General features: G+C 40.8%; 12 protein-coding genes and 1 pseudogene. 7 read left to right on the plus strand and 6 right to left on the minus strand.

Annotated features, from left to right (window positions below):
- Both F8S12_RS41275 and F8S12_RS34085 read left to right on the plus strand, forming a co-directional pair.
- Positions 1–159: pseudogene (locus F8S12_RS41275) on the plus strand (IS4 family transposase); the annotation flags it as partial.
- Positions 160–406: 247 nt separating this feature from the next.
- Positions 407–874: a VOC family protein gene (locus F8S12_RS34085; protein ID WP_196520685.1), complete on the plus strand. Its 468-nt coding sequence runs from the start codon at positions 407–409 to the stop codon at positions 872–874.
- Positions 875–1032: 158 nt separating this feature from the next.
- Here F8S12_RS34085 and F8S12_RS34090 read toward each other — a convergent pair whose 3' ends face one another.
- Positions 1033–1614, minus strand: coding sequence for a hypothetical protein (locus F8S12_RS34090; RefSeq protein WP_196520686.1), 582 nt, complete (start codon positions 1612–1614; stop codon positions 1033–1035).
- 400 nt (positions 1615–2014) lie between these two features.
- On the opposite strand from F8S12_RS34090, the gene F8S12_RS34095 reads away from it, so the two are divergent.
- On the plus strand, positions 2015–2293 hold the full coding sequence (locus tag F8S12_RS34095) for a hypothetical protein (RefSeq protein WP_196520687.1): 279 nt from the start codon (positions 2015–2017) through the stop codon (positions 2291–2293).
- A gap of 22 nt (positions 2294–2315) precedes the next feature.
- On the opposite strand, the gene F8S12_RS34100 is transcribed toward F8S12_RS34095, so the two are convergent.
- Both F8S12_RS34100 and F8S12_RS34105 read right to left on the minus strand, forming a co-directional pair.
- Positions 2316–3005 carry a Uma2 family endonuclease gene (locus F8S12_RS34100; protein WP_196520688.1) on the minus strand — a complete coding sequence of 230 codons (690 nt, stop codon included), beginning with the start codon at positions 3003–3005 and terminating at the stop codon, positions 2316–2318.
- Between the two features lie 76 nt (positions 3006–3081).
- A complete protein-coding gene (locus F8S12_RS34105; RefSeq protein WP_196520689.1) occupies positions 3082–3843 on the minus strand; it encodes a class I SAM-dependent methyltransferase in 762 nt (253 codons plus the stop codon).
- Positions 3844–3849: 6 nt separating this feature from the next.
- Between F8S12_RS34105 and F8S12_RS34110 the strand changes: the two genes are divergently transcribed.
- The 3 genes from F8S12_RS34110 to F8S12_RS34120 are packed head-to-tail and all read left to right on the plus strand — an operon-like array spanning position 3850 to position 4982.
- On the plus strand, positions 3850–4668 hold the full coding sequence (locus F8S12_RS34110) for a class I SAM-dependent methyltransferase (RefSeq protein WP_331001478.1): 819 nt from the start codon (positions 3850–3852) through the stop codon (positions 4666–4668).
- A 4-nt stretch (positions 4669–4672) separates the two neighbouring features.
- Positions 4673–4858 (plus strand): hypothetical protein, encoded by a 186-nt coding sequence (locus tag F8S12_RS34115; RefSeq protein ID WP_196520695.1) that lies wholly within the window; start codon positions 4673–4675, stop codon positions 4856–4858.
- A complete protein-coding gene (locus tag F8S12_RS34120; protein WP_230968465.1) occupies positions 4788–4982 on the plus strand; it encodes a universal stress protein in 195 nt (64 codons plus the stop codon). The genes F8S12_RS34115 and F8S12_RS34120 overlap by 71 nt, the downstream gene beginning before the upstream one ends.
- A 25-nt stretch (positions 4983–5007) precedes the next feature.
- Here F8S12_RS34120 and F8S12_RS34125 read toward each other — a convergent pair whose 3' ends face one another.
- Entirely contained in the window at positions 5008–6576 is a 1569-nt protein-coding gene (locus F8S12_RS34125) for a metallophosphoesterase family protein (protein ID WP_196520690.1), read from the minus strand.
- A gap of 609 nt (positions 6577–7185) precedes the next feature.
- Here F8S12_RS34125 and F8S12_RS34130 point away from each other — a divergent pair.
- Positions 7186–7407, plus strand: coding sequence for a ferredoxin-thioredoxin reductase variable chain (locus F8S12_RS34130; protein WP_196520691.1), 222 nt, complete (start codon positions 7186–7188; stop codon positions 7405–7407).
- A 5-nt stretch (positions 7408–7412) separates the two neighbouring features.
- Here the strand turns inward: F8S12_RS34130 and F8S12_RS34135 are convergent, their stop codons facing one another.
- Together F8S12_RS34135 and F8S12_RS34140 are read right to left on the minus strand one after the other, a co-directional pair.
- Positions 7413–7634 (minus strand): hypothetical protein, encoded by a 222-nt coding sequence (locus F8S12_RS34135; RefSeq protein ID WP_196520692.1) that lies wholly within the window; start codon positions 7632–7634, stop codon positions 7413–7415.
- A gap of 115 nt (positions 7635–7749) precedes the next feature.
- The gene (locus tag F8S12_RS34140; RefSeq protein WP_196520693.1) at positions 7750–8541 is read right to left on the minus strand and encodes a YdcF family protein; all 792 of its coding nucleotides are present in this window, start codon (positions 8539–8541) and stop codon (positions 7750–7752) included.
- Between the last annotated feature and the right edge of the window lie 40 nt (positions 8542–8581).

Raw genomic sequence — 8581 nt, forward strand, 5'->3', positions numbered from 1 at the left:
CATTGGGCTATCCGGTTGTTAATTTTTCAAGCTGCAAGCAACGCAAACATTTCACCCTTACGTGTAAGTTTCACAGGAACATTACGAGTTGTTCGTCGCGCCCTTCCCAAATTCCAGCGCTTACAACCACAAGAACTTCCCTTTTTTTTAGTTGGTTAACAGTGGAGATTCTTGACCAACTTTTACCTGAAAGGGTTCATAGAAACAACCCAAGGGTTGTGAAAAAGCCTGTATCAAAATTTCGCTCGAAAAAGGTTAAACACAGAGGTGCTGGAACAATAACCAATCCTCCTGTGTTTGTTGTTTCAAGCACTGCATAGCCTTAACTGAACCGTATTGTATTATAAATAATAAACTTTAAGAAAGAAGTTGAGCTTCTATCTCTGTAGGTAAATTTTGTTTTATTATGCTATCTAGCCCCAAATCTATGAATAGTGTTCTTGTTCCGGGCAATTTGCGTAAAGTGCATCACATTGCTCTCAACGTTAAAGATATGCAAGCTTCACGCTCCTTTTATGGTCTCATCCTGGGTTTGCATGAACTCACAGGCGACGAAGTACCCGCAACTCTAGTGGAACTTGTCGCATCTGGGAAAGTAGCCAACTTCATCACCCCGGATGGGACGATACTGGATTTATTTGGTGAACCCGATTTAACACCACCAAATCCAGATCCAGAAAAGACTTTCACTAGAGCTTACCATCTCGCCTTTGACATAGAGCCGCAGTTATTTGAGCAAGCTGTGACAGTGATCAGAGAAAATAAAATAGCGATCGCACATGGCCCAGTCACTCGCCCTACTGGTAGAGGTGTGTATTTTTACGATCCAGATGGCTTTATGATTGAAATTCGTTGCGATCCAGAAGCTGTTTAAGTGTACATTGAAGAATTATGTGTCGTTTTTAAACATTTACTGTCTAGGCTTTACAAGTAAAATTACAGTATTAATAAATATGTCAAACAACCTTTAATATCTTAATTAATGCTTGAGTGAAACCGCAATCTCCATTGCTTGCAGCCAGGGCTGAATACTTATTTTGAGGCAGGTTGTTTTTGAGTAGGTTGGTTGGAAGTCGGTTGACTAACTGGAGCTTGTAACTTTGGTTCTAGCTGAATTTGGAACCAAGCTCCCAAGGCTGCACCAAGTATCAAAGTGATAACCCAGTATCCAAAAGATACAGCCCGTCTTATACCTTTTCCTTCTTCAGCTTCTGCTCTTAATTGATTCCTAAGTGCTTCCTCCAACTCTGCTCGGATAGCAGCAAAATCATCTTGATTTATTTTTGTAAGAACAGCATATCGTTCAGCAGTTTGTTTTTTCTCATCAATCTCCTTTGCTAACAAATCAAGTTGTTTAACTTGCTTTTCAAGGTCATCCTGTAAGCTAGTGATTATTTTGGCAGCTTCCGTTATATGCGTTTTAGCAAAAGATATACGTTGTTCCGCTTCTACCTCTTTTTGGGATGTAGGAAGCCAGTCAACAAAGTACTGTCCAACAAGGTGTTTACTGATACTTTTAATCTGGGTTTCTGTAAGTAATTTGCCTGTAATAAGCTTACTCAGTTGTTTAGTTGCTTCAGAGCTAATAAGAGAAACAAGAGAATTAGAGTACATTACTTTTCATCCTTTATAACTGTTAATCTTGCTTATCCGAACACTGCGTCTTAAAATCAGGTAGACTTTTCTAATCTACTACACTATAAGTTTTTAATAGTTACTCAGTATAAGCTCTTCATAAAATGTGATTTAATTATTTAAATTTGGTCAAGCTTAATTCAAAGCAATAAAGGGCTAAAATTATTACATCAAGGTTGTACAGTTTTAGCTTAATAGACACTAATTGTTGAAAACCTACATTTGAGTGTTTATAGCGGTTATCGATTAGATGAGAACACCAAATTCCTTGCTGTCAAATCATTTCAGCAAAGTTTTTGTATCTCACTGAACTGCACACCACTATAATGTCATTAAATGATGGATGATAGCAAAAATACCTACTTTTAGTAACAAGGCAATGCAAATATTTCAAGTAATCGAAGATGCGATCGCAAAACCGCCAATTCCACACGAACCATACAAGCAATCATTAAAAGCTTGGGCGATGTATTGTTTGCGAGAGAAAGGTTTCAAAGTCGTTTATGCCCAAAATGCCGACTTTGCCATTGAAACTAAAGGCGCAAAAAAACTGTATTTTAAAGTTTCAAATAGCGCCGATGATTTAGATAATTCTCTTAGCTGGATAGTTTGGGATAGTGCAACCAAAAGCGCCAGCCTCGTAATTAATAATTCGTAATTAAAATTACGAATTAATTTGATTATCTTCCTTCTCCAGATAATTGCTGCACAAATATTTGATGTTCTGGCGAATTTAATCCCAACTGCAACACAGCCAATACTTGCTGCATCTTGCCAGCAAGTAAATCTGACATTGACAACCATAAACCAGGAAATACTTGACTTTTTATAATTCCATCCGCGTCCACTTCTAAGGACACATATTCTCCTTGTTGGAGGCTAAACCAATTTAATTTATTTTCAAATATTTGCCAAACAATATATTCTTTTGCCCCATTACGACCATAGATTTTTTTCTTGTCATGTAAGTCTATCGCAACACTACTAGCTGCTATCTCTATTACGAGTTCTGGCGCACCTTCGATGTAATCATCATCACTCAAACGAGATTGTCCTTGAGATGTTGGTATTATTAATAGCACTCCATCTGGTTGCGGTTCATTGTCTCGATCTAAACGGATTGTTGGCTTAATTCCCAATCTCACACCAGGGATTGAGGCTTCATAAACTCCCAACCAACCTATTAGATGACCATGTGGTTCAGCATGACTTTCAAAGCGTAACGGGGATGCCAAGTATACAACTCCTTCAATTAATTCTGCCCTTTGATGACGAGGCATTGCTTGATAGCGTTGCTCAAATTCGTAGCGAGTGAGGCGATCGCCATTTTCTAAAGGAGGAATTCGCTGCTTGAGTGCTAAGTCTACCATGATTTTCTGCTCTGGCAAGGAATATGATTTTATTATGACTTAGTGGATATTTTTCTACACACATATTGCCCAAACTTCATTTTGTCAAAAAATCGCTAGATTCAAGTTTCTCAAATACCATTAAATGCTGTTGAGGTAACAAGTTTTTGGTTTCACGCCAAACTAAACCAACAGCTTGCATTTCTTTGCGGACTTGCTTTTGAGTCATTTTGTGCAGTCTTTTAATCATAATAAAAGGATTTTCACCCCGGTACTCAACCAGCACCACCCGACCACTTGGTTTAAGTGCTTTCACAATTCCTTGCATCACTTCTTGGGGATATTCAAGTTCATGATAAGCATCTACCATCAACGCCAAATCGATACTTTCAGATGGTAAGTTGGGGTCGCTAAGGGTTGCTAAAATAGGCTCAACATTGGTAATATTCCTCTCTTTTTTAAACAACTCAATGATTTCTAACATTTCTGGCTGAACATCTACAGCCAACACTTTCCCATCTGTTAATAACGGCGCAATGCGAAAGCTTAAGTAACCTGTACCAGCGCCAATATCCGCCACTACATCGTTAGGTTTTAGGTTGAGGAGGCTGACTATTTTACTTGGCTGTTCCTCCATCTCTCGGCTTTGTCGTTCTAGCCAGCCAGCGCCGGTGTATCCCATAACTTTGGCAATTTCTCGCCCCATGTAATATTTGCCGATACCATCTGGACTATGGATTATCTGTTGTTTGTAAACACCGATTGGTGAAGACGCGGCTTGTGCTGTCAGGGTTGGATTCAGCAGCAAGCAACTCAATATCACAACAAGAGTTACTATAAAGTGGAGAAAATTTGACATTTGGTTATGACTGATATGGATATTTATAAGCAGCAACTAAGAGAATTTTATGGCAGTAGAACTACTTATGACCATGAGGAAAGTACTCGCCATCCTCTAGAAGCTAAGATTCTACTTGAATTTGTGACGCTACATTCTGGACAGAAAATCCTTGATGTGGCGACGGGAACAGGTTTAGTTGCGATTTCCGCAGCTGAAAAAGTTGGTTCAGATGGCTCTGTGATTGGGATTGATATGACCCCTGGAATGTTGCATCAAGCAAGACTTAAGATAGCAGCAGCCAAATTACAAAACATTGAGTTAATTGAGGCAGATGCAGAATATTTCAACTTTAGTGATAGTAGTTTTGATGTTGTCTTTTGCTGTGAGGCAATTGTACTTTTTTCTGACATCCTTGCTATTCTGCAAAAATGGTATCGCTTCTTGAAACCCGGAGGATTTGTAGCATTTACCTGTCCTCCAGAAACTGCTTATATGGCATCTCTTATTCAGAGTATCTGCGCTAGAGTTTTGGGCGTATCGCTACCACATCTCCTTGAACCACTTGGGACTCCAGAAAAATGTCACAATTTGCTCAATCAGGCAGGTTTTAAAGATATCGAAATTAAGATTGAACCATCAGGACGTTATCGCCCTTTAAAAGATAACAGATTATCTGGAACAGCAATTAATATAAATTTTACAGGTAATCCCTTGTTGTCAAAATTATCACAAGAACAATTAAATCAGTTGCAAGTTGAGTACAAAGCTGAAATTGAGAAACTAGCAACTGATCAAGGTATTTGGGAAGACACTACAAAGTTCTTTGTTCGCGCTCGAAAATAAGTTGATGACCAAAGCTATGTTCCTGAACGGTCAAGTTACCTTAGCTGCTGGGATGACTGACGACACCATCGGCTGGATTTTACTTTCTGTGGTTTCAGGTTTAGCTAGTAGCGGCAAGTTTGACCAAAACCTATATTCTTCAAGGAAACAGCCCAGAAAGGGAAATCCTCAAGTTTGCCCAAACCAATGAAGTAAACTTAATTATTATCGGAAGTAATATCCGAATGGTTACGGGTCGCGTTTTCTTCGGTCACGGAGTGGATGCAATTTTGAGTAAAGCAGATTGTCCAGTGGCAGTAATTACTGCACCATAAAAATATCGTTATTCAATTTAGCTATCTAAATCACAAAGGGTTCAAGTTCGCGGTTATACCACTCTTCCCCAATCCGCTCTACTACCAAAGGTCTGACAATAAACTTGGGTGGACAACCATCCAGAACATCAATCCGCACAGATGAGTAAGGCAGACGGTTCTGGGAATTGTAGTCATGGCGACCAACATAAAGCAACGAATCTGCAACTTTACGAGTGGGTTTACCTTTAATTTCAGCAAAAGTCTCCATCAACTCAGTGCTTCCTTGCCGTTGATAGCGAGGACGATGACCACTACCACCAGAGATAATGCAGTTAATATTAGAATCAGCAAATCCGGTATCAGCTGTGCGGAGATACTCTAAACAGTGCGCGTGACCATTTAAAATCAAATCAACTATTGAGCGCTCTTTTATTAGGGAACCAAGAGTTTCAGCCACTTGTTCAAACACCCAGCGCAAGCGGTGGCGAACCGCCAAGGTTTGTGCTTGATGCCACTTGGTTGCTTCTGTAACGTAGGGCGGATGGTGGAAATAAATAACACGTCCGCGCACCTCGGAGGTATTCCAAGATTCGATCAGCCTGCTTCGCAACCAGTCGAGTTGTTCAAAATCGATGGCAGTCATTTTATGAGATGCCAGTTGTTTCTCTATGTCGATTTTTATCTCGTTAATTTGGTCGAGTTTGGCACTTAGGTCATCGAGTTGTTCGGCTTCGGTGGGTTTATCTGGATTGAGGCGATCGCATATTCCCAAAATCTGCAATTCTTCTCGATCTATTTCCTGACGACGATGAACCAATTCCCGGCGGTAAATTTCCCCCTCTTGAGTTTCAGGTAAGGGGGATGGCGTATTAAAGGTATTGGAATCTAAAGCAAAAAAATCAATCCCGCCATAACGAAAAGTGTAATAGCGGTTGGGTAAACGGGTAAACTGTCCAGGTTGGTAACGCAAACAACGTCCTGTGTCGGTTTTAGCAGTATAGTGCTGATCTAAATGACGTTCTAACTCTTGTGGAGCGATCGCCTGGGTGTAGTCCATAAATGCGCGCGCATAGGCATTACCTTGATACGATCCATGCCAGCCAATCTCGATATGTTGATGACCCAACAGGCGACGCAATGAAGATGTTGTTCCAGTAAATAAACGGTACATTAACGGTATATCATAGTAATCATGATTACCAAGTACTGGCAAGAATGGCAGATTAAACACCATGCGGTCATAGGAAATACCTTTAGGGTTGTCGCCACCTACAAGAAATTCGCGGTAAGGCTCAATAAAGTTTGTTGAATAATACTCTTGCGAACCCACCACATAAATTACATCGCCTGTATGCAACACAAAACTGCAATCATTGCGGTGAGTCAGCATCATCTCGGCAACTTTACGTTGGGGGTGGTATCGGGAATGAGATTCGGTGCCCGAATCACCGATAACCATAAACGAAAATTCTGGACTATCTTTTCTCTGATCATCTAAAACGATGCTGGTTTGGTCAATTCCGCGTTGCACAAAACTCGGATGCATCCACCGCACACGTTCCTTCATCTTTTGAATTTTCACAGGAATCGGTGGATCAGAAATCAAATTCATGGCTGATAACTCTTGAATGCCTAACGCATACGATAATTGTAACGAATCCCCAGAGACTTAAAATTTGTCGCGATCGCTTAGGTGTAGCCCGCACTTCGTTTCCTATTTACCCCCTTTTTAAGGCTACGGTGTATACACAAGTCGAAAAAAGCTCTATTTCCCATTGTTCTCTCGTTCCCATGCTCTGCATGGGAATGGCTAATTAGGGGCTGCTGCCTCCAGTTAGACATTGAGCCAGAGACTCAATGAATGCGTTCCCAGGCGGCAGCTCAGGAACGAGGAAAGCCTTTTAGGACTTGTGTGTACACCGTAGACTTTTAAGGGAGGTTGGAGGGAGCAAGAACTAACGTCAGTGAACAGGATGAGAAACTGCTAGGTGGTAAGCACATTCAAGGTAAGCTGATGAGTAAGGTGTAAACCTGCTGTTTACTGAATTGTGTAAAATTTCTTGACTTAAAGTTTCAGTTACCCCGAAGATAAAGAAGATTATGTGAAGCGTCAATAGATGGCTGATTAAATCAAATTTTAAGCGGTTTAATCATATATTTTGTAGCAGATACTTGTGGAAAAGCAAATGCTAGATGTAAATGTTGTTATGAAAGTGTTGTTATGAAAGTTGGCGATCGCGTTCGCGTTAAAGATTCGGTAGTAGTGTATCATCATCCTGAACATCGGAATCAGGCTTTTGACCTCAAAGGTACAGAAGGCGAAGTGATAAGTATTGCTACTCAATGGCAAGGTAGACCTGTAAGCGCTAATCTGCCGATTCTAGTTCAGGTTAGTAAAAAGTTTAAAGCCCATTTACGTGAAAATGAGTTAGAAATCATCTAAATCACTCATCGGCGGCGAAACCACTGAAAAATATTCAGTTCGCCGCGCATTCTTTGTAGTTCTTGGCGGTTGCGTTCTGCTGTTGTGTAGTACCACTCACAATAACGCTGAAACTCTAACCGTGTATGAACTTCGTGATAGAACTGGTGGGTTGTTTGGTAAGCAGCAAAGTTTTCCTCAACTTGGGGTTGAGGGGATGGCATAATATAGGGTAAGTTTTTAGACATAAAGTTAAGAGTGGGGAATGGGGAGTTTTGAATTCAGGCAATTACCGTACTTTATAATTAATAACTCATAACTCATAACTCATAACTCATAACTTTCTAACAACTCCTAACTTGATTAAAGCCAACCCCGTAAGCGATAAACTAAAGAGCCAATGTACTCTTTTAAAGCAGTAGTAAATTGGTGCAAGTTATCGGTATCAGGTAATAAATTTAGTATAGCGGCTTGAGGAGTGCCGCCGAGTTCTTGCAGTTCACCCTGACTAACGAGAAAGTCGGTTGGTGCAGGAATGGCATTAATTCCTTGACGTTGAAAAATTTTGAGCGATCGCGGCATGTGCATTGCCGAAGTCACTAATAATACCTGGCGGATGCCACGAGATGACAAAATTTTTCGGACATTTACTGCATTTTGATAAGTATTAAGAGATTCAGACTCCTGAACAATCGCCTCAGATGGAATACCAATAGATGTAAGTATTGTTGCCATATCCGCCGACTCTGGTGAACCACTGCCACGCCAATCGATGCGGCCGCCGCTCAGAATAATTATAGGCGCTCTTTTTTGGCGATACAGTTGTGCGGCATAAATCACGCGATCGCCTGATTCACTCAAATCAACGGTAGGTCTTGGGGGAAAAGCTGATTTAGTTGCGCCACCCAAAACCACAATCGCTTCTGCCACTGGCATTTGGGCGGGTGGCAGATTTTGCCATTCTAGCGATCGCACTAATGATTTCGCAATCCAAGCATTACTACAAAATAGCAATAAAGTTAGGGCAAAAGCAATTGCGATCGCCGCAGTCCTCGGTCGTTTCCATAACGTGACTAATGCTACTACCAAGCTTACGCAGGCTAGTCCTAATGGATAAAAAAATAGTGGCAGTAATTTTGATAGATATAAAAACATATTGCGGAATGGGGACTAGGAAAGGAGCAGGGGGCAGGGG

It is taken from the genome of Nostoc sp. WHI (assembly GCF_015714725.1).
Taxonomy (GTDB): Bacteria; Cyanobacteriota; Cyanobacteriia; order Cyanobacteriales; family Nostocaceae; genus Nostoc.

What these genes read in the sequence shown, in the direction of transcription:
- F8S12_RS34110 (WP_331001478.1), top strand. Translation starts at nt 3,850, where the DNA reads ATGACTGATATGGATATTTATAAGCAGCAACTAAGAGAATTTTATGGC.
- F8S12_RS34095 (WP_196520687.1), top strand. Translation starts at nt 2,015, where the DNA reads ATGCAAATATTTCAAGTAATCGAAGATGCGATCGCAAAACCGCCAATT.
- F8S12_RS34115 (WP_196520695.1), top strand. Translation starts at nt 4,673, where the DNA reads ATGACCAAAGCTATGTTCCTGAACGGTCAAGTTACCTTAGCTGCTGGG.
- F8S12_RS34130 (WP_196520691.1), top strand. Translation starts at nt 7,186, where the DNA reads ATGAAAGTTGGCGATCGCGTTCGCGTTAAAGATTCGGTAGTAGTGTAT.
- F8S12_RS34085 (WP_196520685.1), top strand. Translation starts at nt 407, where the DNA reads ATGCTATCTAGCCCCAAATCTATGAATAGTGTTCTTGTTCCGGGCAAT.
- F8S12_RS34105 (WP_196520689.1), bottom strand. Translation starts at nt 3,843, where the DNA reads ATGTCAAATTTTCTCCACTTTATAGTAACTCTTGTTGTGATATTGAGT.
- F8S12_RS34125 (WP_196520690.1), bottom strand. Translation starts at nt 6,576, where the DNA reads ATGAATTTGATTTCTGATCCACCGATTCCTGTGAAAATTCAAAAGATG.
- F8S12_RS34135 (WP_196520692.1), bottom strand. Translation starts at nt 7,634, where the DNA reads ATGTCTAAAAACTTACCCTATATTATGCCATCCCCTCAACCCCAAGTT.
- F8S12_RS34090 (WP_196520686.1), bottom strand. Translation starts at nt 1,614, where the DNA reads ATGTACTCTAATTCTCTTGTTTCTCTTATTAGCTCTGAAGCAACTAAA.
- F8S12_RS34140 (WP_196520693.1), bottom strand. Translation starts at nt 8,541, where the DNA reads ATGTTTTTATATCTATCAAAATTACTGCCACTATTTTTTTATCCATTA.
- F8S12_RS34100 (WP_196520688.1), bottom strand. Translation starts at nt 3,005, where the DNA reads ATGGTAGACTTAGCACTCAAGCAGCGAATTCCTCCTTTAGAAAATGGC.